This window comes from Aeromonas sp. QDB31 (genome assembly GCF_027707605.1).
Classification (GTDB): Bacteria; Pseudomonadota; Gammaproteobacteria; order Enterobacterales; family Aeromonadaceae; genus Aeromonas; species Aeromonas media.
On record NZ_JAPCIX010000001.1, the window covers coordinates 362,063 to 384,317 of the forward strand.

General features: G+C 63.9%; 18 protein-coding genes. 12 read left to right on the forward strand and 6 right to left on the reverse strand.

Annotation, left to right across the window (positions count from 1 at the left end):
- Positions 1-78 precede the first annotated feature (78 nt).
- From PG898_RS01650 to ligA, 3 genes are all read left to right on the forward strand, one after another.
- The gene (locus PG898_RS01650) at positions 79-3,453 is read left to right on the forward strand and encodes an AAA family ATPase (protein WP_270823389.1); all 3,375 of its coding nucleotides are present in this window, start codon (positions 79-81) and stop codon (positions 3,451-3,453) included.
- A 15-nt stretch (positions 3,454-3,468) separates the two neighbouring features.
- Positions 3,469-4,596: a cell division protein ZipA gene (gene zipA, locus PG898_RS01655; protein WP_270823390.1), complete on the forward strand. Its 1,128-nt coding sequence runs from the start codon at positions 3,469-3,471 to the stop codon at positions 4,594-4,596.
- A gap of 91 nt (positions 4,597-4,687) precedes the next feature.
- Positions 4,688-6,694: an NAD-dependent DNA ligase LigA gene (gene ligA / locus PG898_RS01660; protein WP_270823391.1), complete on the forward strand. Its 2,007-nt coding sequence runs from the start codon at positions 4,688-4,690 to the stop codon at positions 6,692-6,694.
- 70 nt (positions 6,695-6,764) lie between these two features.
- On the opposite strand, the gene PG898_RS01665 is transcribed toward ligA, so the two are convergent.
- The gene (locus PG898_RS01665; RefSeq protein WP_182786051.1) at positions 6,765-7,748 is read right to left on the reverse strand and encodes an ABC transporter substrate-binding protein; all 984 of its coding nucleotides are present in this window, start codon (positions 7,746-7,748) and stop codon (positions 6,765-6,767) included.
- 441 nt (positions 7,749-8,189) lie between these two features.
- Between PG898_RS01665 and nrdD the strand changes: the two genes are divergently transcribed.
- From nrdD to PG898_RS01685, 4 genes are all read left to right on the forward strand, one after another.
- Positions 8,190-10,307, forward strand: coding sequence for an anaerobic ribonucleoside-triphosphate reductase (nrdD, locus tag PG898_RS01670; RefSeq protein WP_041206235.1), 2,118 nt, complete (start codon positions 8,190-8,192; stop codon positions 10,305-10,307).
- A 96-nt stretch (positions 10,308-10,403) separates the two neighbouring features.
- Positions 10,404-10,919, forward strand: coding sequence for an anaerobic ribonucleoside-triphosphate reductase-activating protein (gene nrdG / locus PG898_RS01675; RefSeq protein WP_042649496.1), 516 nt, complete (start codon positions 10,404-10,406; stop codon positions 10,917-10,919).
- Positions 10,920-11,101: 182 nt separating this feature from the next.
- Complete coding sequence (locus tag PG898_RS01680) at positions 11,102-11,272, forward strand: YqaE/Pmp3 family membrane protein (protein WP_025327864.1); 171 nt, start codon at positions 11,102-11,104, stop codon at positions 11,270-11,272.
- A 153-nt stretch (positions 11,273-11,425) separates the two neighbouring features.
- On the forward strand, positions 11,426-11,812 hold the full coding sequence (locus PG898_RS01685; protein WP_161507432.1) for an energy transducer TonB: 387 nt from the start codon (positions 11,426-11,428) through the stop codon (positions 11,810-11,812).
- A 62-nt stretch (positions 11,813-11,874) separates the two neighbouring features.
- Here PG898_RS01685 and PG898_RS01690 read toward each other — a convergent pair whose 3' ends face one another.
- From PG898_RS01690 to slyA, 4 genes are all read right to left on the reverse strand, one after another.
- A complete protein-coding gene (locus tag PG898_RS01690) occupies positions 11,875-12,234 on the reverse strand; it encodes an MliC family protein (protein WP_005324730.1) in 360 nt (119 codons plus the stop codon).
- A 183-nt stretch (positions 12,235-12,417) separates the two neighbouring features.
- Positions 12,418-13,446 (reverse strand): DUF2955 domain-containing protein, encoded by a 1,029-nt coding sequence (locus tag PG898_RS01695; protein ID WP_041207055.1) that lies wholly within the window; start codon positions 13,444-13,446, stop codon positions 12,418-12,420.
- Between the two features lie 10 nt (positions 13,447-13,456).
- A complete protein-coding gene (locus PG898_RS01700; RefSeq protein WP_041206231.1) occupies positions 13,457-14,512 on the reverse strand; it encodes an HlyD family secretion protein in 1,056 nt (351 codons plus the stop codon).
- Between the two features lies 1 nt (position 14,513).
- Entirely contained in the window at positions 14,514-14,987 is a 474-nt protein-coding gene (slyA, locus tag PG898_RS01705; protein ID WP_161507431.1) for a transcriptional regulator SlyA, read from the reverse strand.
- A 225-nt stretch (positions 14,988-15,212) separates the two neighbouring features.
- Between slyA and PG898_RS01710 the strand changes: the two genes are divergently transcribed.
- Genes PG898_RS01710 through PG898_RS01725 form a run of 4 tightly spaced genes read left to right on the forward strand, consistent with a single transcriptional unit; the run spans position 15,213 to position 20,375 of the window.
- The gene (locus PG898_RS01710) at positions 15,213-16,523 is read left to right on the forward strand and encodes a 2-hydroxycarboxylate transporter family protein (protein WP_139751218.1); all 1,311 of its coding nucleotides are present in this window, start codon (positions 15,213-15,215) and stop codon (positions 16,521-16,523) included.
- 22 nt (positions 16,524-16,545) lie between these two features.
- On the forward strand, positions 16,546-18,096 hold the full coding sequence (gene maeA, locus PG898_RS01715) for an oxaloacetate-decarboxylating malate dehydrogenase (RefSeq protein WP_270823395.1): 1,551 nt from the start codon (positions 16,546-16,548) through the stop codon (positions 18,094-18,096).
- A gap of 17 nt (positions 18,097-18,113) precedes the next feature.
- A complete protein-coding gene (locus PG898_RS01720; protein ID WP_270823396.1) occupies positions 18,114-19,679 on the forward strand; it encodes an ATP-binding protein in 1,566 nt (521 codons plus the stop codon).
- Positions 19,680-19,682: 3 nt separating this feature from the next.
- The gene (locus PG898_RS01725) at positions 19,683-20,375 is read left to right on the forward strand and encodes a response regulator (protein WP_042649489.1); all 693 of its coding nucleotides are present in this window, start codon (positions 19,683-19,685) and stop codon (positions 20,373-20,375) included.
- A 77-nt stretch (positions 20,376-20,452) separates the two neighbouring features.
- On the opposite strand, the gene PG898_RS01730 is transcribed toward PG898_RS01725, so the two are convergent.
- Positions 20,453-21,340: a DMT family transporter gene (locus tag PG898_RS01730; protein WP_270823397.1), complete on the reverse strand. Its 888-nt coding sequence runs from the start codon at positions 21,338-21,340 to the stop codon at positions 20,453-20,455.
- Between the two features lie 96 nt (positions 21,341-21,436).
- Between PG898_RS01730 and PG898_RS01735 the strand changes: the two genes are divergently transcribed.
- Positions 21,437-22,231: an AraC family transcriptional regulator gene (locus PG898_RS01735; protein ID WP_042649487.1), complete on the forward strand. Its 795-nt coding sequence runs from the start codon at positions 21,437-21,439 to the stop codon at positions 22,229-22,231.
- The last annotated feature ends 24 nt before the right edge of the window (positions 22,232-22,255 follow it).

The following is a 22,255-nucleotide window of genomic DNA, read 5'->3' on the forward strand; positions in this document are numbered from 1 at the left end:
CAGGCCGGATGCTGGATGATATTCGTGGGCTGACAGCCCGCCCGCCGCCTCTTCACTTCGCCACTGACACGGGTCGCCATGCGTCTGAAACTGATCAAACTCGCCGGCTTCAAGTCGTTCGTCGAGCCGACCCGCATTGAACTGTCGGCCGACATGACCGCCGTGGTGGGCCCCAACGGCTGTGGCAAATCCAACGTCATCGACGCCGTGCGCTGGGTGCTGGGGGAGAGCTCAGCCCGCCACCTGCGCGGCGAGAACATGACGGATGTCATCTTCAACGGCTCCATCAACCGCAGCCCCCATGGCCGCGCCTCGGTGGAGCTGGTGTTCGACAATCCCCACAACCGGGTGCCCGGTGAATTTGGCCGTTATACCGAGATCTCGGTGCGCCGCGAGGTGCTGCGTGACGGCTCCAACCACTACCAGATCAACGGCCAGAAGTGCCGTCGCAAGGACGTGACTGATCTCTTCCTCGGCACCGGCCTGGGCCCGCGCAGCTACGCCATCATAGAGCAGGGCACCGTCAGCCGGCTGGTGGAGTCGCGCCCGGCGGACCTCAAGCTCTTCATGGAGGAGGCTGCCGGCGTCTCCCGCTACAAGGAGCGGCGCCGGGAGACAGAGCAGCGCATCCGCCACACCCAGGAGAACCTGGAGCGCCTCGGCGACATCCGTGGCGAGCTGGGTTCCCGTCTCGAGCACCTCAAATCCCAGGCCGAAACCGCCGAGCGCTACAAGCAGCTCAAGAGCCGCAGTCGTACCGCAAGGGCCGAGCTCATCGGCTCCGAGTTGTGGGCGCTGGAAACCCGCCTCGGCGAGGCCAAGAGCGAGCTGGCCCAGGCAGAGCAGGCGCTGGTGGCGCTCGATGCCAAGCGCACCGCGGACGAAGGGCGCCACGTCACACTATCGGTAGCCCGTCAGGAGGCTCAGGCCGAGCAGGCGAGCCGTCAGCAGCAGATCTTCCTTGGCGGCCAGGCCATCGCCCGCCTCGAACAGCAGCAGCTTCACCAGACCGAGCTCGGTCGTGACTGGCAGGCACGGCGTCAGGCCCTGGGCGAGCGCATCGAGACCATCAGGGGGGAGCTGGTGAGCCAGCAGGAGCAGCTGACCGAGGGCACCCTCCAGGGAGAGGTGGAGTCGGCGCGCCTCGAGCAGTGTGAGCAGTTACTTGCCGATCAGCAGGCTGTTCGCCTCGCTGCAGGTGAGCGGCTGGAGCTGGCCCGCCAACGCCAGCAGCAGTGGCAGCAGCAGCTCGGCCAGGCACAGGGCAGGCTCAACCAGACCCGCGCCCAGCGAAGCGGCCTGCAGGAGTTGCAAGCCAAGACACGGCTGGCGCGACTCAAGCTGGAGGATGAACAGGCCGGTCCCCTCGGCGGGGAAGGTGAGAGCCTGCAGCCCGCGCTGGATGCCCTGTCGGATGAGCTGGCACTCTCTCGTGCCCGCCACGAGGCGTTGGAACAGGCGTGGCAGGCCGGCGTGGCCAGCCACGAGGCCCTCAAAGAACGGCGAGATCGGCAGGGCGGCCTGCTACGCGAGCTCGGGGCCCGCCTCACCACTCTTAATCAGATGCTGGGGGAGCAGATGCTGGGCGCCACCCTGGCGGATCGGCTGCAGGTCGCCCCCGAGTGGGCCCAGGGGCTGGACAAGGTGCTCGGGCGCTGGCTCACCGCCGAGCCGGGGGACCAGTGCAACCTCGAGCAGGGCGGACTCTGGATTGGCCCGGCTCACCCTGCGGTGCCCGGTACCCTGGCGGCCCGGATCGAGGGGGATCACATCCCCGCCTTCCTCAACGTCATCTGGCTGGCCGATGACAGGGAGGCGGCCCTGGCCCGCCAGTCATCCCTCCTGGCCGGTGAGTCTGTGCTGACCCCGGCGGGGGACTGGTTTGGCCCGAACTGGGCCGATCTCGGCCAGGGCGGCGCCCTCGGCACCCTGGCGCTGCTCGGTGAACGTGAGCGGTTACACACCGAACTGGCCGCTGGGGAGCAGGCCCTGGTTCAGCTGGATGCCCAGTTGAAGGCCGCAGATGCCGACCGCGCCCATTTGCACAGCGCCCTTGAGGCGAACCAGCGCACCCTGCGCGAGCAGGAGCTGCGATGGCAGCAACTGCGGGAAGCCTGGAGCCTGCAGCAGGGCCAGCGTCAGGAGCGGCTGCTGCGTCTAGGCCAGCTTGGGGAAGAGCTGATCCGGCTGGACAAGGAACAGGCCGAGGAGGCGCAGCGGCTGGCCGCGGCCCAGCAGCAGCTCGAGCTGGAAGAGGCGCACCTTGCCGAGCTGCAGGAGCAGGGGGAGCCGCTTGCGGAGGCACTCTTGCTGGCCCAGGAAAGAGTCGCCAGTGCCGAGCGGGCGTTGGAGGAGGCGCGTGCGCGCCGGGAGCAGCAACAGGCAAGCTGCCAGCGCTGGCAACTGGCGCAGCAAAATCTGGCGCAGCTCATCGCCCTGCGCGAGCAGGAGCTGGCCCGGCTCGGGCTGGAACTGGCCGAGCTCAAAGGGCCGGACGCTCAGGCGGTGCAGGACATCTCGCCCCTGCTGGCGGAGCAACGCAACCTGGAGGCGCAGCAGCTGGCCTGTCATCAGCGGCTCGCCGAGCTGGAGCGTCAGTTGGCCGAGCTGGAGCAGGCCAGAAGCGCCGACCACAAACAGTTGGTGACCCTGCAGGAGAAGCTCGCCCAGCTCAGACTGGAGCGGGAGCGCAACCTCACCCGGCGACAAGGGCTGCACGAGCAGTTCGAAGAGCTGGGCGTGCGTCTGGTGGATCTCGATCAGGCCGTGCTCATCGCCGCCGATCGCGGCAAGCTACGCCAGGAGATCCAGACACTGGAGACACAAGTGGAGGCACTTGGCGCCATCAACCTGGCGGCGCTGGAGGAGTATGAAGAGGCGAAAACCCGGGCAAGCTACCTGGAAAATCAGTGCCAGGATCTGGAGCAGGCGCTCGAAACCCTGAGCCAAGCCATTAAAAGAATTGATAAAGAAACACAAATACGCTTCCGCGACACTTTCGATAAGGTCAATGAAGATTTAAAATCCCTGTTCCCGAAAGTGTTCGGGGGGGGCAGTGCCTGGCTTGAGCTGACCTCGGATGATCTTTTGGAAGCCGGGGTGAGCATCATGGCAAGACCTCCGGGCAAGAAGAATGCTACCATTGCCCTGCTTTCCGGGGGGGAGAAGGCGCTAACCGCCCTTGCGCTGGTTTTTGCCATCTTCAGACTCAATCCAGCTCCCTTCTGTCTGCTGGATGAGGTGGATGCACCGCTCGATGAAGTGAACGTGGGTCGCTTCTGTTCTCTTGTCAAAGAGATGTCGAGCACAGTACAGTTCGTTTACATCAGTCATAATAAGGTCTCCATGGAGATGGCCGAGCAGCTGATAGGCGTCACGATGCAAGAGCCCGGGGTTTCTCGCATCGTGTCGGTTGACATCGGTGAAGCCGTCGCTTTGGCTGAGCAAAACTAGAAAGAGAAGCAGCTAATGCAGGAATTGCGTTACATCTTGGTTGCCCTGGGCGGTATTGCCATCGCGGCATTGCTCATTCACGGGTTGTGGAGCAACAGAAAGAACCGTCAGGCACCGATCAAGGAAAAACCCCTGGGTCGGATGGAATCCAAGTCACGGGATCGTGACAGCGATGCGTTTGACAGCGATGGCATCGGTCAGGTGCGCGTGGTCAGCGGTGGCCGTCGTGCCGAGCCCAAGCTGCGCAACGACGAGGCCCATCAGCCGGAACCCCGCCGTGCCGCCACCGTGCCCGCCTTCGATGAGGACGAGGATGACGATCTGCCGCCGCCCGTGGTGCGCAAGCCAGCCCCCCGTCCGGTGACGCCGCCCCCCGTCTATGAAGAAGAAGACGAGTATGAGGAGCCGAGCGCCGAGCCTGTCGAAGAGGTGCCTGCAGCGCCGGTACGCAAGCCTGCCCAGGTGATCCGCCGCACCCCGGTGCACCGCTCCCGCCCCCAGCGCGAACCCATGATGCAGCCACTGGACGACGAACCGCTGGTGGAGCCGGCCTACGCCCAGGCGCCGACCTTCGGTGCCCGCGAGCCCGCACCGCAGCAGCAAGCCCGCTATGCCCAGCCCGTGTCTGCGTATGAAGAGCCCGATTATGATGACGAGCCCGCCTACGAAGAGCCGGTCCAGGTGGCCGAGCCTGTCCAGGAGCTGCCGCCGGTCGAGAAGATCTGGCAGGACGTCTATGTCATCAACCTGATGGCCCGCCCTGGTCACGATCTGCAAGGGGCTACCCTGCTCTCCTCCCTGCTGGCGCTGGGCTTCAAGTTTGGCGAGATGGATATCTTCCACCGCCATGAAGATCTCAACGGCAAGGGTGAAGTGCTCTTCTCCATGATCAACATGGTCAAGCCGGGTACCTTCAACCCCTATCGCATGGAGCAGTTCAGCACCCCGGGTGTGTCCCTCTTCATGCAACTGCCCCTGCGCAGCAACGCGGCCTTTGCGTTCGAACACATGCTGCAGGCGGCGGATCAGCTGGCGAGCGATCTCGATGCCATGCTGACCGATGCCTCGCGCAGCCCGCTGAGCGACGACGACATTGCCCGTTATCGCCATGAGCTGGCGGCCTACGAGGCCAGCCGCGACTAAGGCAGCCTGCGGTCGATTGAGAATAACAATGCGGTACCCAGGTACCGCATTTTTGTTTGTGTATCTGTTAACTAAATTACGAGATATACCAATGAGTAATACGTATTCCCGTCATCGTGAGTTAAGCCGACGGCTTACTCTTTATGGTTATCAATACCATACGCTCAACGAACCAACGATCCCTGATATTGAATATGATCGTCTAATGCGAGAGCTAATTGATATAGAAAGACAACAACCAGCTCTGCGAACTTCTATGTCACCGAGCCAGCGTGTTGGTAGTCCCCCATCGACGGAATTCCGACAAGTTCAGCATGAAATCCCCATGCTTAGCTTGGATAATGTTTTTAATAATGAAGATCTTGCTGACTTTGTCCATCGAATTGAAGGACGTTTACGGTCTAGTCGTGAGTTAACATTCTGTTGTGAACCTAAGTTGGATGGGCTTGCGGTTAGTCTGCTCTATGAGAATGGGATACTGGTTCAGGCTGCGACTCGTGGGGATGGACGAGTTGGGGAGAACATTACTGATAATGTGAGAACGATTAGATCTGTTCCCTTGGCTCTCCAGGGGGAAGATTGGCCTCAACGTTTGGAAGTTCGTGGTGAAGCTTTCATGAAAAAGAAGGACTTCAATGACCTGAACGAACGGGCTTTAGCTACAGGTGAGAAAGTTTTTGCTAACCCACGTAATGCTGCAGCTGGCAGTCTAAGACAATTGGATTCTCGTATTACATCTCGTCGCCGTTTGAGCTTCTACGCCTATGGCGTGGGCATAGGCGGCGACGAGCTGGGGAACTCCCACTTCGCTCGCCTCAACCAGCTCAAGGCCTGGGGGCTGCCGCTCAGCCCCGAGGTGAAGCTCAAAGAGGGCGCTGCCGGTTGTCAGGCGTTCCACGACGACATCCTGGCCCGCCGCAGCGAGCTGCCCTACGAGATCGACGGCGTTGTCTACAAGGTGGACGACATAGCACTGCAGCAGGAGCTGGGCTTCGTGGCCCGGGCCCCGCGCTGGGCCACGGCTCACAAGTTCCCGGCAGAAGAGGAGATGACCCTGCTGGAGAACGTCGAGTTCCAGGTGGGCCGTACCGGCGCCGTGACCCCGGTGGCCAAGCTTAAACCGGTGTTTGTCGGCGGCGTCACCGTCTCCAACGCCACCCTGCACAATGCCGACGAGATTGAACGCCTCGGCGTCATGATCGGCGACACAGTGATAGTGCGACGGGCGGGGGACGTGATCCCGCAGATAGTGGCCGTGGTAGAGGCCCAGCGCCCCGCGGATGCTCGCGCGATCCTCTTCCCCACCCAGTGCCCTGTGTGCGGCTCGGCGGTGGAGCGGCTGGAGGGGGAGGCGGTGACCCGCTGCTCCGGCGGCCTCTTCTGCGAGGCCCAGCGCAAGGAGGCGATCAAGCACTTCGCCGCCCGCCGCGCCATGGATGTGGATGGCCTCGGTGACAAGATAGTGGAGCAGTTGGTGGACAAGGGGCTGGTGAAGACACCGGCGGATCTGTTCAGCCTCAACGCCATCCAGCTGGCGGGTCTCGAGCGGATGGGGCAAAAATCTGCCCTCAATCTGGTGGCCGCCATCGACAAGGCCCGCAGCACCACCCTGCCGCGCTTCCTGTTTGCCTTGGGGATCCGTGAGGTGGGGGAGGCGACGGCGCTGAACCTGGCCAACCATTTCCTCACCCTGGATGCCCTGCGTGCCGCCTCGGTGGAGCAGTTGCTAGAAGTAGCCGACGTGGGGGACATAGTGGCCAAGCACGTCTACTACTTCCTGCGCCAGCCCCACAACATTGAGGTGCTGGAGGCCCTGCTGGCCGCCGGCATCCACTGGCCTGCCATCGAGAAGAAGGAGGCAAGCGATCAGCCTTTCGCTGGCAAGACCTTCGTGCTGACCGGTACCCTCACCACCTTGTCCCGCAACGACGCCAAGGCGGCGCTGCAGGCCCTGGGGGCCAAGGTGGCGGGCTCGGTGTCGGCGAAGACAGATGTGCTGGTGGCTGGCGAAGCCGCCGGCTCCAAGCTCGCCAAGGCCCAGGAGCTCGGCATCACCGTCTGGAGTGAAGAAGAGCTGCAACAGGCGTTGCAGGGCTGAGTCGCCAACACAGAACGAGAAACAAAGAACCCGGCATGGCCGGGTTCTTTGTTATGAGGGCCTGACTGGGTCAGTCGCGCCAAAGGGTCCTGTAGCGCCACTTGTCGGGCAGGGTGAGCCGCCAGCGGACCAACTCGCTTTCGCTGAAGACATACTCTCCGCGCAGGGCGGCACGCGGAGCCAGGGTCTTGGGTTGGGCTCCCGCCAGTATGGCATTGACCAGTTCGGCCGCCTTGGCCCCCTGATCGCGGCCATCGAGCACCAGACCACCGATGGCGCGGCCCTTGCCCACCGAAAACTCCCAGAAGCAGAACAGCGGCACCGGGCTGTGGGCACTGGCCCACGCCAGTACCTGCTGTTCGTCCACATGCCTGCCCTGCTCGTCGATGAGGGTGTGGTAGAGGCCGATGAAGATGGCCTGATAGCCATTCTGTTTGGCGTTGAGCACGGCCTCCTGCCACAGGCCGTAGTCGCCGATCAACTGGCTGTTGACCAGGGTCTGGCCGACGCGGAACTCGGTCTGGGTCTTGAACTCGTCCTCGATGGCGGTGAGCGACACGTTGCTGGAATCAAACAGTACCAGCGCCTTGTCGAGTCCCCCCATCAGCTGGCTCATCTCGTTGATGTTGCGTTTGAGCAGGGGGCGTTCCAGCACGCCGGTGATCTTGGGATGGCCGACCAGCCCCTTGTGGCGCGGATTCTCGTTCATGCCGAGAAACACCACAGGGGTGCCGAGGGTGGCGATCTCTCTGGCCAGGTAATTGATGGCATTGTCGTCGCCGAGCACCACCAGATCCGGCTTGGTCTGCCGGTAGAAAGCGAGCGCCTGCTCGGCAATCTGGTCGAAGTCATCGGGAGAGCGACGCTTGGTATCCATGTAGAAGTGGCTGATGCGGTGGTTGCTGCCCAAATGGGCCTCCAGGCTGGCGTTGTAGCTCCGATCCCACAGGTAATCGGGGTGATAGCTGCTGATCACCAGGATCTCGGCCCCCCACAGCCGCAGCGGCAGGGTACACAGCAGCAGTAGCAGCCACCGCAATACAGGCTTGTTCATGTCGCTTCCCATCGGACAAGAAAAGAGTCGTCACTCATTATGTCCATCTTGGTGCAGGCCTGTCCCGGTCAATTACTGTCGGAGGGGAAATCTTTTTCCAGCCGGTCGTATGGTGCGCCAGCCCGCTCCCCGTCTGGGATGCGTTGAATAAGCCTCTTTTGGCGCTGGTTGTGAACTGCACCACCCCTCCCAAAACCTGTTCTGGATCAAGAAACGAGGTACTGCTTTGGTGCCTAATAGACCCCACATATAGGGGTTATCATAAAAAAAACACCCATATATAGTGTTATCAAGCTGTGCATAAGTCGTCACCCTCTCAGTGTCAGCCCGGGTTTCTCACGCCTCGGCTGAATTTATTTGCGCCGGGGACAGGTGCGGAGAAGGGGACTCAACAAGGGTGAGCCGAGGGCGAGAGCCAGGCCTTTAACGCGGGGAAAATCGATGAAACCGGTAGTGATCAAACGCGATGGATGTCGTGCACCATTCAATGGCCAGCTGATTGCCGAGGCGGTAAGCCGGGCGGCGGAAGCGGTCAATCAGGCCAACCCTATGCTGGCAGAGCGCATCGCCGGTGCCGTCAGCCAGGAGCTGGAGGGGCGAGGCGAGGTGGACATCCACGAGATCCAGAACCGGGTCGAGAACCACCTGATGGCTTCCGACGACAAGGCCATCGCCCGCGCCTACATCGAGTACCGTCACGACCGGGATCAGGCCCGCGAGGCCCGTGGCCGACTGGCCCAGGAGATCCGAGGCCTGGTGGAGCAGACCAATGCGGCCCTGCTCAACGAGAACGCCAACAAGGACTCCAAGGTGATCCCGACCCAGCGCGACCTGCTGGCGGGTATCGTCGCCAAGCACTACGCCATCAGCCACATGCTGCCCCGCGAGGTGGTGCAGGCCCACGAGAGCGGCGATCTGCACTTCCACGATCTCGACTACTCCCCTTTCTTCCCCATGTTCAACTGCATGCTGATCGATCTGCAGGGGATGCTGACCCATGGCTTCAAGATGGGCAATGCGGAGATCGACACCCCCAAATCTATCAGCACCGCCACTGCGGTCACCGCCCAGATCATTGCCCAGGTGGCGAGCCACATCTATGGCGGCACCACCATCAACCGCATCGACGAGGTGCTGGCTCCCTATGTGACCATCAGCTGGCACAAGCACCGGGAAGTGGCCGAGGAGTGGGGCATCGGCGACGTGGATGCCTACGCCATGGCTCGCACCGAGAAGGAGTGTCACGACGCCTTCCAGTCCCTGGAGTACGAGGTGAACACCCTGCACACAGCCAACGGCCAGACCCCCTTCGTCACCTTCGGCTTTGGCCTGGGGGATAGCTGGGAGTCGCGGATGATCCAGCGTGCCATCCTCGGCAACCGCATCGCCGGCCTTGGCAAGAACAAGAAGACCGCCGTGTTCCCGAAACTGGTGTTCGCCATCAAGGATGGCCTCAATCACAAGCCGGGGGATCCCAACTACGACATCAAGCAGTTGGCCCTGGAGTGCGCCTCCAAGCGGATGTACCCGGACATCCTCAACCATGACCAGGTCGTGAAGGTGACCGGCTCCTTCAAGACTCCCATGGGCTGTCGTTCCTTCCTCGGCGCTTATGAAGAGAATGGTGAACTGATCCATGAAGGGCGCAACAACCTGGGTGTCGTGAGCCTCAACCTGCCGCGCATCGCCCTGAGATCCCGGGACGAGGCGGACTTCTGGGACAAGCTGGATGCCGCCCTGCGGGTTGCCAAGACGGCGCTCATGTACCGCATCGAGCGACTGGACGGCGTCAAGGCGCGGGTCGCTCCCATCCTCTACATGGAAGGGGCCTGCGGGGTGCGCCTCAAGGCCGATGACAACGTCAGCGAGATCTTCAAACATGGCCGTGCCTCCATTTCCCTGGGTTACATCGGGGTGCACGAGACCATCAACGCCCTGTTCGGCACCGATGCCCATCTGTTTGACAGCGAGGTGCTGCGCCAGAAGGCCATCGCCATCATCGCGCGGCTCAAGGCGGCCACCGACGAGTGGAAGGAGGAGACAGGCTACGGCTTCAGCCTCTACTCCACCCCGAGCGAGAACCTCTGCACCCGTTTCTGCCGCATCGATGCCAAGGAGTTTGGCGTGGTGGCCGGGGTGACCGACAAGGGGTACTACACCAACAGCTTCCACCTGGACGTGGAGAAACAGGTCAATCCGTACGACAAGCTGGACTTCGAGGCGCCCTATCCGCCCATCGCCAGCGGCGGCTTCATCTGCTATGGCGAGTACCCCAACATCCAGCACAACCTGGAAGCGCTCGAGAACGTCTGGGACTACAGCTATGACAAGGTGCCCTACTACGGCACCAACACTCCCATAGACGAGTGCTACGACTGCGGCTTTACCGGCGAATTCGAGTGCACCTCCAAGGGCTTCACCTGCCCCCGCTGCGGCAACCACGACCCCGCCAAGGTGTCGGTGACCCGCCGGGTGTGCGGCTACCTCGGCAGCCCGGATGCGCGCCCCTTCAATGCGGGCAAGCAGGAAGAAGTGAAGCGCCGCGTCAAGCATATGTAAGTGCGGTAACGATGAAGCGCTGGCCCCTGTTGCAAGGGGCCATTTTCATGGGATGGCGACCGTTTGCACCCCTATGAAGGAGGCAGGAAACAAGCGATGCATTACCACCAATACTATCCGGTCGATGTCATAAACGGCCCCGGTACCCGCGCCACCCTGTTCGTGTCGGGTTGCGAGCACCAGTGCCCGGGTTGCTACAACCAGAGCACCTGGCGGCTCGACGGCGGCAAGCCGTTCGATGCGGCGATGAGCGATCGCATCATCCAGGATCTCAACGACAGCCGCATCAAGCGCCGGGGGCTGTCGCTCTCGGGCGGCGATCCGCTCCACCCCGCCAACGTACCTCAGGTGCTGGCGCTGGTACGGCGGGTGCGTGCCGAGTGCCCGGGCAAGGACATCTGGTGCTGGACCGGCTATCTGCTCGGCGAGCTCAGCCCGGCCCAGCGCGAGCTGATCGCCCTGCTGGATGTGCTGGTGGATGGCAAGTTTGAAAAAGAGCTGGCAGATCCCGGCCTGCTCTGGCGCGGCAGCAGCAACCAGATCATTCACGATCTCAACGCCTGGCGGGAGCGGGAGCACAAGGGACTGATCCCTTGCCAGCGGCTGGCATGATCATCGCCACAACCCGTAGATCCCAGGATGACGTGGGGGCGCGGGCCTCCGTCAGCTGAACCCTGGCTCAATCCCGGGCGAGAAAGGCGCGAAAGCTGTCCGCTGTGGTTTGCAGTTGAAGCCAGGGATGTTTATGGTTAGCCCATCCGAATCACGAGACATCTTTCATGAGGAACCATGAGATGAACAATCTGCTCAAGATCCTGCTGGCCATCTTCTTGCCCCCGGTCTGTGCCTTTATCCAGGTGGGCTTAAGCCTGCACTTTTTCATCAACATAGTGCTGACCCTGCTCGGCGGCCTGCCCGGCATGGTCCACGCGCTCTGGCTGGTGGTCAGCGACAAGCGCGCCTGAGCCATCCCCGTGCGAACAAGGCCAACCCCAGGGTTGGCCTTTTTATTGCCCGCGAGAGTGTCTCGCCAGATGGGGACTTCCCGAATGAGCCTCACTGTCTGACACTGGTTGGCCGTTCAAGGAGCCGAGCGGTTTGACGAAGAGGGAGTGTCAGTGCGTTTGAAACTGTTGTTGCTGTGGGCCACCCTGGCCCTGTTGGGAGGATGTGCCAGCCCCACCGCGAAGCTGAATCAGCCTCCGGTGGATATCGTTTGGGAAGACCTGCCCAAATACTGGGTTCAGGTGGAGCAGATAGGCGACTTCAATCCGGTCGGTGGACTGCCCAAAGAGAGGCCGGTGAAGGGCTGTGTGACGCTTCGCTACCTCATCGATTCCAATGGCGATCTGTTCAGTCCCGAGGTCCTGTCATCCGAGCCACCCGGCGTGCTGGATCTCATCGCCATCTCTGGACTGGCGCAGGTGCGTTATCGGGTGTCCGAGCAGAATCCACAAGCCATCCCGGTGCGGGTGGTGGTCCGATATGACGTCGAAGTGAGATGACAAAGACCCCGGCCTTGGCCGGGGTCTTTGTCACTGTGCGGGGGCGCTGTTGCCTGCTGGGCTTATTGCTCCTTGCAGTCGTTGTAGCGGCTCTGCCACTCCCCGGCGTCATCGCGCATCTCCACGAAGCCTTCCTTCCCCTTGTTCCACCAAACCACCTCATGATCGTCGGTGTAGCGGGCGCCGGAGGCGGAGACCGCCTGGGGCAGGGTGTAATCCTTGCCATCGGGCAGGGCGAGCTTGACGAAGTTCAGGCTTTCGTCCGAGAGGGAGAAGTAGCGCACCTGCACCTTCTGGTTCTGTTCGCACAGGTAGGTGACGGGATCGCCCCCTGTGACCCCCAGCTTGCCGGCCCCCAGATCGCAGCCGCCGAGCAGGGTCAGGGTGCCTATCCCCAGTAGAAAGAGCTTGGCCTGTTTCATGTCGCATCCTTTGATCGGTGTCATATGGCCTTGAGCCTAACAGGCTGAGAGGCAACTGCAACCTCGGTGTCTCCCTCTTGCGTCGGGATGCGTCCGTCATCCTGCACAGTCAGCGGGCAAAAAAACGCCCCGCCAGGCGAGCGGGGCGAAAGGGTGCCGTCCTTGGGCTACAGAAAAGAGATATCAATGGCCGAAGCGGGTCGCCTCGAAGCGGTTGAGCAGGCGGTGGATGAGGTAGCAGGCCAGCAGGGTGGCGACGATGGCAAACAGTATGCTGCTGACTCGGTACAGGGCGCTGAACACCAGATCGTTGCCGGGCGTCAGGTACTGGCCAAACAGGATGCCGAGGGTGGTGAGGGCGCCGAAGCCAACGCCGGAGCCGCTCGCCTCCTTCACATGGGCATGGCTGAACAGCATGGCTCCCAACCAGAGCAGCGGGGTCACCAGCAAGAGCAAACCGGACCAGTCATAGAGCACCAGCTGCCCCAGGATGCCGAAACTTACCCCCAGCAGGGTGCCCATGGCGCGCTTGCGGGCGTAGCTCAGGGCCCCGTCCCAGTGCATGGGGAAGAGCACCAGCAGGGTGGTTGCCTGGGCGGACATGGAGTCCCGCAGATCGAACAGCTGGAACACCAGGAACGACAGGGTGGCGATGCTGGCGCCGAGCAGCGCCTCGTGGCGCATCCGGTGCGGTGCTTTGGGGGAAGGGGTGGGGGCGGGCCGCGCCTCCACATCCGGGATCAGCGCCGTCATCAGGTAGGCGATGAGCACCGACAGGACGCTGGCCCAGAGGTTGCTGAAGATGAGATCGTTCAGATCGGTCTCGGGGTAGCTGGCAAAGTGCAGCATGATGCTGAGGCTGAGCACGCCATTGGCGCCGAACAGGAAGAGGCTGCCCCGGGACATGGCGGCGAAGCGGTAGAGAAACAGCAGGAAGACGATGGGCAGCATCAGGCCGGGATGGCCACCGAACAGGCCGCCAAGCAGCCCGACTTCCAGCCCGCACATGGCGGCGGAGGCGATGAGCTGGCGGGCAGCGTGGCCGTTCATCACGGGGATCATCCCCAGCAGCAGCACCGGGGTGACGGTGAAGAAGACCCCGTTGCTCCAGCCGAAGATCTTGCACAGCACAAATCCCAGGGTGCAGCCAAAGGCGATGCGCAGGCACTGGCGCAGCTCGTTGGCGGTGAGGGGTCTGTGCCACAGGTTCATGGTCGTCATCTCAATAGATGTAGTGCAGCAGGCTGAGCAGGCGGATCTGGCCGCGGGCCAGCAGCCCGGTCAGGGCGTTGTCCGGCAGCAGCTGGACGGTGGCGCGAGCCCCGGCCGGCAGATGGGCGGGCAGTTGCTCCAGGGTCAGGTGCAGGCGCAGCCGTTGGGCATCGCGCACCCAGCGATCGGATTCGACGGGATTGGCCAGGAGACCGTTGGCATCGAACTGGCCGGCACTGACCCCGGCATCCAGGCTGGCGACCCGGGCCGGGTAGAGGCGGCCTGGCTCGCCATCGAAGGCGACCAGCGCCCGGCTTTCCGGGGTGATGTGGCGCAGGCTCTTCTCGCGAAAATCGGCGATCACGTCCACCTGCTCGGAGACCAGGGCCAGCAGGGGAGAGCCTGCCGTGGCCACGCTGCCCGGCTTGAGCTGCAGGTTGGTGATGATGCCATCCTGGCTTGCATGGATCTGGCTATAGGTGAGGTTGAGCTCGGCCTGGGCCAGGCGGTTGCGCGCCTGGCGCAGCAGCAGGTTGTCGTCACCGGGCAGGCCCCGGTTGACGCGAGCCTGCTCCACCCGGGCCTGGCTGGCCAGCAGGTTGGCACGGGCGGTGCGGGCGGCGCTGTCGGCGTCGTCTTTCTGCTGCTCCGACACCATGTGGCGGCGATAGAGGGCGTCGATGCGCTCGGCTTCCCGCTGCTTCTGGGCCGCCTGGGTCTGCAGGGAGCTGTACTCAGCCTCATAGGCATTGAGGGTCGCATCCAGCTGGCGATTCTGTTGCTCGGCCTGATCAAGGGCGAGTCTGGCCTGCTCGACCGCGAGCTCGAAGGGGGCCGGATCCAGCACGAACAGCAGATCCCCCTGCTTGACATGCTGGTTGTTCGCTACCGCGACCTCGGTCACCTTGCCGCTGACCTGGGGCGCCATCCTGGTGACGACCCGGGTGGCCATGGCCTGGGGGGTGAGGGGCATCTTGATGTCGGCCAGCAGGAAGTAGCCAAACACCAGAGTGAAGCAGGCGATGGCCCATTTGATCCAGCGCTTGAATTGTTGATCCGGGGTCATCTCATTCTCTCTCTTCATGCTGGGCACCGATCTTGCCGAGGGCGTTGGCGGATATGCGGTGCACTATCTCTTCAAACTGCGTCAGCTCCTGCTGGCTGATGCCGGCGAGCAACTCCCGGCGTATCTCCATGATGCGATCCTCGATTTTGTCGAGCAGAGCCTTGCCGGCCGGGGTCAGGGTGACGATGCGGGCGCGTTTGTCCTGACTGCAGCAGTGGCGTTCGATAAGGCCTTGCTCTTCCAGCTGGCCCAGGGTGCGCATCAGGGAGGGCAGCTCTATCTCCAGCACCTCAGCCAGGGTCTTCTGGCTGAGGTGGCCACCGAGGCGGCTCAGCTTCCACAGCGCGGTCCAGCGGGGGTGGGTGAGTCCCAGGGGGGCCAGCTCGAGGTCGGCCACGGTGCGCCACAACCGGTGCAGCCGTCCCAGCTGTTCGGCGAGGGAGAGCTCGCGCAGCATTTCCAGATCCTTTCCCATGACGGGCTCCTTATTTACTTAGCTTGCTAAGCATTATATTTATTTCGCAGGCTAAGTAAATGGTGTGATGCAGGTCACGTTCAGTTTTCGGCGGGGGAGGGGGGCACGGAGGGGCTGAATGGTGCTTAAGGTTTCAATGTTTTTATATGGCTTTGCAGGTCTGCTAACCGACAGCAGAGGAGGGGATACGTAGAGTGGCGCCACACCACAAGCTGGAGCATAACAATGAAAAACCTCTCTACCCCTGAAGTACAGATGAAGAGCGCCTGGGGCGACCAGCAGATCGCCGGCATGCCCATGATGATCTTCCTCGGGCTCGCCACCTGCGTCCTCTACGCTGGCTGGAACGGCTCCCTGCCACTCGGCATGGTCGGCGCCCTGGCGCTGATGTTCGTGCTCGGCACCCTGCTGAGCGAGCTGGGCGAGCGCATCCCCCCCATCCGGGAATATCTGGGGGGTGGCACCATACTCGCCATCTTCGGCGGCGCCGCCCTGTTCGAGTACCGAATCCTGCCGGCCGAGGCGGGTGAGGTGATCACCCGCTTCATGAAGGAGGGAGGCTTTCTGAACTTCTTCATCGCCAGCCTGGTGACCGGCTCAGTGTTCGGCATGAGCAGCGCCCTGCTGAAAAACGCTGCCATGCGCTACCTGCCGGTGATCCTGGGAGGCGTGGCGCTGGCGCTGCTGAGCGTCGGCCTGGTCGGCTCCCTGATGGGGTACGGCTTCAAGAATGCGGTGTTGCTCATCGGCCTGCCCATCATGGGGGGAGGCATGGGCGCCGGCGCCGTGCCGCTGGTGGAAATCCTCTCCGGCCCCTTGCAGATGTCCAGCGCCGACCTGCTGTCACGCATGGTGCCCGCCGTGGTGATCGCCAACACCCTGGCCATACTGGTGGGCTCCCTGCTGGCGCGCCTTGGTCGCCGCTACCCCTCCCTGACCGGCAACGGCAGGCTGATGGTGAAAGAGAGTGGCCAGAGCGTCGCCGACGAGCAGGCCGAAGCGCCGACCCTGCAGAGCCTGGGTATGGGCCTCTTCATCAGCTCCAGCATGTTCGTGCTGGGCTCCCTGCTCGGCAACTTCATCCCCATGCACCCCTTCGCCCTGATGATACTGGCGGTGGCCTTCATCAAGGTGAGTGGTGTATTGCCGCGCCGCTACGAGCAGGCGGCGGCCGACTGGTACCAGTTCGTAGTGAGCAACCTCACCCCCTCCCTGCTGGTGGGCATAGGGGTGGCTTACACCAGCATCCCCGAGCTCATCGGCGCCTTCTCCGTCAACTACTTCATCATGGTGTTGACCACAGTGGTCGGCGGCGCTCTGGGGGCGGCCCTGGTGGGGCGCATGATAGGTTTTTATCCCATCGAGGCGGCCATCACCGGTGGCCTGTGCATGGCCAACATGGGGGGCACCGGCGACGTAGCCGTGCTGTCGGCGGCCCAGCGCATGAAGCTGATGCCGTTCGCCCAGATCTCCTCTCGCCTTGGCGGGGCCGTGATGCTGATCCTGGCCACCGCCCTCATCTCTCTGTTCGTGTGACGACTGGATACAGGAAACCGATATGAACGACACCATGATGGGCACCAGCCTGCCCTATGCCGAACGCAAGCGTCAGGGGCTGATGGGGCGCATGCCCCACAAGGAGGAATCCCTCTCCCAGCAGCGGCGCCGCATCTACCGCCTGGTCTCGGCCATGCAGAGTCCCTTCGACCAACACCTGCTGCTGCGCCAGTTGCAGGAGGACAACCCGGTGCTGTTCTACGATCTGGTGCGCCACCACCTGCCGGAGCTCTTGCCCATCATCTACACCCCTGTGGTGGGGGAGGCCTGCCAGCGTCACAGCGATCTCTATCTGCGCAGCCACGGCCTCTACCTCTCCTGGCACGACAGGGACGAGCTGGACGACATCTTCGCCAGTGTGGAGCAGGAGGTGGACGTCATCGTCATCTCCGATGGGGAGCGGGTGCTGGGGCTTGGCGATCTCGGCATCGGCGGCATGGGGATCTGCATCGGCAAGCTGGCGCTCTACTCCGCCGCCGGCGGCATCAACCCGGCGCGCACCCTGCCCCTGTGCGTGGACGTGGGCACCAACAACCCGGCGCTGCTGGAGGATGACTCCTACCTCGGCTGGCAGGCCCCGCGCATCGATGGCGAGACCTACTACCACTTCATGGACAAGGTGGTGGCGGCCATCCGGCGGCGCTGGCCCGAGGTGGTGCTGCAGTTTGAAGATTTTGCCGGCAAGTATGCCGCCAACCTCCTGGCCCGCTACCGGGATGAGCTCTGCATGTTCAATGACGACATCCAGGGCACGGCGGCGGTCGCCTCCGCCTGCGTGCTGGCGGGCTTGCAGCAGGCGGGCAGCACCTTTGCCGACACCCCGGTGCTCATCGTCGGCGCCGGCTCGGCGGGCTGCGGGATCGCCGCCATGCTGGCCCGCCTGGCGGGCAGCCCAGAGCGGGTGCAACTGTTCGATCAGGATGGTCTGGTCTGCCTGGACAGGGTCAACCTGACCCCCTCCCAGCAGCCCTTCGCCCGCCCGTCACAGGAGGCCTGCACCTCCCTGCCCGAGCTCATCGCCCGGTTGCGCCCCGGGGTGCTGATCGGGGTGAGTGGCCAGGGCGGCCTCTTCACCGAGCAGGTGCTTGGCGCCATGGGGGCGGTGTGCGAGCGCCCGGTGATCCTGCCGCTCTCCAACCCGACCCGCAGTGCCGAGGCGACGCCGGAGCAGGTGTGGCGGGCGACCGAGGGGCGCGCCCTGCTCGCCACCGGCAGCCCGTTCGCTCCCGTCATGGTGGCGGAAGAGGCGCGGGTGGTCTCCCAGTGCAACAACGTCTATGTCTTCCCGGGCATTGGCCTCGGGGCCTGCGCGGTCAAGGCGCGGCGCATCAGCGATGGCATGTTGCAGGCGGCGGTGCGGGCGGTCGGGGCCTATCCCCTGGAGACCGGCCGCTTGCTGCCTCCCATCGATCAGGTGGGGGAGGTGGCCCGTGCCGTCGCCAGAGCCGTGGCCCTGGCCGCCCGCGAGGAGGGGTTGGCGGATTTTGCCGGTGATCCCGCACCGCTCATTGACCAGACCTGGTGGCGCCCGCACTATTGGTCCGCCTCCTGACGCTGCAAGGTTAATCGATGAAACTGCGCCACCAACTGGTCACCCTCTCCCTCGGGCTGTCACTGCTGCTGATCCTGATCCTGGGCGGCTTGCTCGCCCTCTTCATCCGCCACCTGCTGGAGAGCAACCTGGAGGAGAAGGGGAGCGATCTGGCCCGGGTGCTGGCGGCGGATACCCGGGTGGTGCAGGCCTTGCAGCAGGGCAGCGATCCCGGCCTGCGGGACTATGTGCAGGGGATCTGCAGCCGCACCGATGCCGCCTACATGGTGGTGACCGACGAGCATGCCCGCCGCCTGAGTCACCCTTCCCCCGAGCTGGTCGGTGCAACCTTCCGTGGCGAGGACATCTGGCCGGCGATCCACGAGCGGCGCAGTTACTGCTCCAGGGATGAGGGCACCCTGGGCCCGGCCATCCGCTGCTTCTCGCCGGTGATAGGGGCGGACGGGCGCACCATAGGGGCGGTGGCGGTGGGCTACCTGATGCGGACGGTGGAGGGTACCTATCTGGAGCGGATCGCCCTGCTCATCAGCGCCATCGGCGCCGTACTGGGTTGTGGCCTGCTGCTGGCGCTCTGGTTGCAGCACCGGCTGAGGCGTACCCTGCTGGATCTGGAGCCGGAGACCATAGTCAACCGCTTCGCCCAGCAGGATCTGGTGCTGGAGGGGATCTCGGAGGGGATAGTGGCCCTCGACGCCAACCATCGCATCAAGATGCTCAACAGCGCGGCCTTCTATCAGTTGCGGCTGCCGGGCACCGGCCGCCACGCCCTGCTGGGGCAATCCCTGGCCGAGCTGGCCCCCAGCCTTCTGCCGACCCTGAACCAGCAGGGGGGGGTGAACTTCACCGTGCAGGGGGAGGCCTTTGTCGGCCACTGGCAGGATCTCAGCGGCCGCGAGCCCGGTCGCATGCTGATCTTCAGCCGCCCCGACGGCACCGGCAGCCTGGGGATGCAGGTGACCCATCTGCGCCAGTATGCCGAGATGCTGCGGATCCAGACCCACGAGTTCGCCAACAAGCTGAGCAGCCTCTCCGGCCTGCTGCAGCTCGGTCACGTGGATCAGGCGGTGGAGCTGATCCAGCAGGAGAACGAGGCCTGCCAGACCATGCTGCAGGATCTGCTGCGCTCCATCGAGAACAAGCCGGTGGCCGGCCTCATCCTCGGCAAGTTCAGCCGGGCGCGGGAGCTGGGGGTCGAGCTGGTGCTGGATCCCGGCTCGGCCCTCGGGGAGTACCCGGCCGAGGTGTCGGCGGATCTCATCACCTGCATCGGCAACCTGCTGGACAACGGCATCAGGGCCGCTTGGGCGAACCGCCAGCGGTGCGCGCCCCGGGTGCTCATCTCGGTGGATGACTTCGGGCGCCGGCTGGTGATCGAGGTGGAGGACAGCGGCGAGGGGGTGGACGAGGCGCTGGCGGATCACCTGTTCGACTATGGGATCAGTCGCCAGACCGGCGATCATGGCGTAGGCCTCTTCCTGGTCAAGAAGACGGTGGCCCGCCGTGGGGGTGTGATAGAATGGCGCCGCACCGCCGAACAGACCACCTTGTTCGGTATCTATTTGAATAAAAACCAATTGGTGTGAGTCATGAAGCCAATTTTCACTCTTGTTATCGAGGACGATGAGCGGATCGGCGCCATCCTGGCGGAGCTTATCTCCTCGACCCCGGGCTACTCCCTGCTGGGGCGGGCCGAGAGCCTGGCCCAGGCCGATCTCATGATGCGCGCCACCGAACCCCAGTTGCTGGTGGTGGACATCTCCCTGCCGGACGGCTCGGGTCTCGAGTGGGTGAACCGGCTGCGCAGCCACAATCGGGAGGTCTTCGTGGTCATGGTGACCGCCTCCTGCGACGTGGAGACCATACAGCAGGCCCTGAATCTCGGGGTGCAGGACTACATCATCAAGCCGCTGCGGCTGTTTCGCATCCAGCAGAGCCTGGACGAGATCCTGACCCTGCATCGCCGCCTGTGCGAGCGCGGCCTGCTGGAGCAGAGCGATCTCGATCGCCTGATGGGCAAGGGGCGGATTCAGCCGAGGGAGGTGCGCGACACCCCCAAGGGCATAGACGCCATCACCTTGCGCCAGGTGCTGGAGCTGCTGGCGGGGGAGCCGGACACCGCCTTCTCCACCGATACGGTGGCGCTGCGCCTGTCACTCAGCCGCACCACGGCGCGCCGCTACCTGGAGTTTCTGGAGTCCGAAGACAAGCTGGACGTGGATCTCAACTACGGCCAGCGCGGTCGCCCCGAGCGGCGTTATCACTGGCGCCGGAGCAGCTGAGGCCGTTCTAACCCGCTGATGAAAGAAGGGAGCCCGAGGCTCCCTTCTTTCATTGCGCAGCAACGGCGCTCGCCGGCTTATGCCCCTTCTACCAGGGCGGGGCGTGCCCTCGGCTTGAACTGGGAGATCATGACGCCGGTCAGGATCAGGCCGCCGCCGAGCAGGTGATGGCCATGGATGGGCTCCCCCAGGGTGATGACGGCGATCAGCGCCGTGCATAGGGGCATCAGGTTCATGAACACAGAGGTGCGCTCCGCCCCCATGGCGGCGAGGCCGCGCATCCAGCAGTAGGCCGCCAGCAGGGAGGAGGCGAGCCCGGCGAACAGCACCAGACCCCAGCCTTCGGCGGGCACCGCCAGGGAGTCAGCACTCAGGGCGACCGGGATCAGCAGCAGCACCGCCAGCAGGATCTGCAGATAGAGGTTGATCCAGGGGCCGAACGGCAGTTGCCAGCGGCGGATCAGCAGGCCATAGAGCGCATAGCTGGCGGAGCCGAGCAGCATGAGGCCATCCCCCGGATTGATGCCGTCGTGCAGCAGGGCCAGGGGGTTGCCCTGACCCAGCAGCCAGAGCACCCCGAACAGGGAGAGGCTCATGCCGAGCAGCGCCTGCTTGCCCGGGCGCTGGCCGAAGAAGAGGGCGCTCTGCAGCAGGGTCAGCAGCGGTATGAGGGAGCCGATGACCCCCATGTTGGTGGCCGAGGTGCTGTGGGCGGCGTAGTAGGCCAGGCACTGGTAGAGCACCATGCCAAGGGCCGCCAGCACCAGCAGCTTGCCGAGCCAGGGGCGGATCTCGGCGCGGCGGCGCCACAGTTGCGGCAGGCAGAAGGGGGAGAGCGCCAGGGCGGCGATCACCCAGCGGTAGAAGGAGATGGCGGCGGGATCCAGCACGCCGGCGGCGGCCTTGGAGACCACCGTATTGGCGGCCCAGATCAGGATGGCGAGCAGGGGGAAGAGAAAGGGCATAGGCACTCCTTGATACGATGACGAGAGTCTAGCCTTGTCTTGAACGATGCAAGTAGCGTAAATAAGACATGTCATAACCGCTTTGGGACAATCTTCATGGGCAGCCTCACCCTGGCCGAGCAGGATCGCCTGCTGGCCGACCCCAACCCCCTCTATTTTCGCTACCGCCAGATCCAGGGGGGCAACGCCTGCGCCGAGCATACCCACCCCTGGGGCCAGCTCAGCCTCATCAGCCTGGGGGTCATGGTGGTGGAGGTCGGGGGAGAGCGACTGGTGGCGCCGGCCGACTACCTCATCTGGGTGCCGGCCAACCTGCCCCACAGCGCCTTCAACGAGCAGACCCTGGATTACACCTCCATCTATGTGAGCCATGCGCTGGCCCCGCGCCTGCCAAGGGAACCCCAACTGCTGGAATTGACCCCCTTGCTGCGGGCCCTGCTGGAGGACTTTACCCAGCGCCGGGTCGGCCATCTGGAGGACGAGTGGGACGCGCGCCAGGGGGAGCTCTTCATCGAGAAGCTGGCCCGCACCCGCTGCCAGCCGAGCTACCTGCCCCAGAGTCGCGATCGCCTGCTGGCCCCGCTGCTGGCCGCTCTGCACGCGGCCCCCGAGGACAACCGCACCCTGGCCGAATGGGCCAAGGTCTTGCACACCACCGAGCGCACCCTGGCGCGGCGCTGCCAGAAGGAGCTGGGCATGAGCCTCGGCCAGTGGCGCACCCGGCTGCGCATGGTCAAGGCGCTGGACTGGCTGCGGGGGGAGATGCCGGTGCAGGAGATAGCCTGGCGCCTGGGTTACACCTCGACCTCGGCCTTTATCGCCATGTTCCAGCGTGAGCAGGGGTGTGCCCCCCAGCGTTATCGCCAGCAACTGGGCCAGCCAGGGGGCTGATGAGCCTGGTGGAAAAAGAGAGGG

Bases quoted from the DNA above. Each gene is read 5' to 3' on its own strand.
- PG898_RS01650 (WP_270823389.1), top strand. From the start codon at position 79: ATGCGTCTGAAACTGATCAAACTCGCCGGCTTCAAGTCGTTCGTCGAG.
- zipA (WP_270823390.1), top strand. From the start codon at position 3,469: ATGCAGGAATTGCGTTACATCTTGGTTGCCCTGGGCGGTATTGCCATC.
- ligA (WP_270823391.1), top strand. From the start codon at position 4,688: ATGAGTAATACGTATTCCCGTCATCGTGAGTTAAGCCGACGGCTTACT.
- PG898_RS01665 (WP_182786051.1), bottom strand. From the start codon at position 7,748: ATGAACAAGCCTGTATTGCGGTGGCTGCTACTGCTGCTGTGTACCCTG.
- nrdD (WP_041206235.1), top strand. From the start codon at position 8,190: ATGAAACCGGTAGTGATCAAACGCGATGGATGTCGTGCACCATTCAAT.
- nrdG (WP_042649496.1), top strand. From the start codon at position 10,404: ATGCATTACCACCAATACTATCCGGTCGATGTCATAAACGGCCCCGGT.
- PG898_RS01680 (WP_025327864.1), top strand. From the start codon at position 11,102: ATGAACAATCTGCTCAAGATCCTGCTGGCCATCTTCTTGCCCCCGGTC.
- PG898_RS01690 (WP_005324730.1), bottom strand. From the start codon at position 12,234: ATGAAACAGGCCAAGCTCTTTCTACTGGGGATAGGCACCCTGACCCTG.
- PG898_RS01695 (WP_041207055.1), bottom strand. From the start codon at position 13,446: ATGAACCTGTGGCACAGACCCCTCACCGCCAACGAGCTGCGCCAGTGC.
- PG898_RS01700 (WP_041206231.1), bottom strand. From the start codon at position 14,512: ATGACCCCGGATCAACAATTCAAGCGCTGGATCAAATGGGCCATCGCC.
- slyA (WP_161507431.1), bottom strand. From the start codon at position 14,987: ATGGGAAAGGATCTGGAAATGCTGCGCGAGCTCTCCCTCGCCGAACAG.
- PG898_RS01710 (WP_139751218.1), top strand. From the start codon at position 15,213: ATGAAAAACCTCTCTACCCCTGAAGTACAGATGAAGAGCGCCTGGGGC.
- maeA (WP_270823395.1), top strand. From the start codon at position 16,546: ATGAACGACACCATGATGGGCACCAGCCTGCCCTATGCCGAACGCAAG.
- PG898_RS01720 (WP_270823396.1), top strand. From the start codon at position 18,114: ATGAAACTGCGCCACCAACTGGTCACCCTCTCCCTCGGGCTGTCACTG.
- PG898_RS01725 (WP_042649489.1), top strand. From the start codon at position 19,683: ATGAAGCCAATTTTCACTCTTGTTATCGAGGACGATGAGCGGATCGGC.
- PG898_RS01730 (WP_270823397.1), bottom strand. From the start codon at position 21,340: ATGCCCTTTCTCTTCCCCCTGCTCGCCATCCTGATCTGGGCCGCCAAT.
- PG898_RS01735 (WP_042649487.1), top strand. From the start codon at position 21,437: ATGGGCAGCCTCACCCTGGCCGAGCAGGATCGCCTGCTGGCCGACCCC.